We start from the raw sequence: 388 nt of genomic DNA, 5'->3' as shown, positions 1-388 counted from the left end.
ACGTCAAGTCTTCCGCGCTTTCCTTCATGGATTCGCCGACCACCTTCTTGCCGCTCGTCAAGTTGGTCCATAACCCTCGTATCATCGGCCATGGGCTCACGCGGACCGCCTGCAAGTAGAAGCCGTTACGTGTCAGACGCTTGACGCAAACCTTGAACGGACTCTTTCCGACCGTATCGAAAATGATGTCGTAGGCAGGACCGCTATCCGCTAACCGTTCTTTCGTATAATCGATGACTCGGTCGGCGCCAAGAGATCTTACTAACTCCACATTCGATGTGCTGCATACTCCGGTCACTTCCGCACCGGAATGCTTGGCGAGCTGCACCGCATACGTCCCGACGCTGCCTGAAGCGCCATAGACGAGCACGCGCTTGCCGGGCCGGAT

Annotated in this window: 1 protein-coding gene; it reads right to left on the bottom strand. The window is 56.7% G+C overall.

The window, feature by feature from the left end:
- Window positions 1-388, bottom strand: a 388-nt coding sequence (locus PTZ19_RS25275; RefSeq protein WP_276358478.1) for a zinc-binding dehydrogenase, incomplete at both ends; no start/stop codon positions are given.

Origin of the sequence: Cohnella caldifontis (assembly GCF_029360585.1) — a bacterium.
In the GTDB taxonomy this organism is placed as follows: domain Bacteria; phylum Bacillota; class Bacilli; order Paenibacillales; family Paenibacillaceae; genus Cohnella; species Cohnella caldifontis.
Note: the sequence above shows the minus strand (reverse complement) of the source record. Positions and strands in the feature narration are given on the sequence as shown.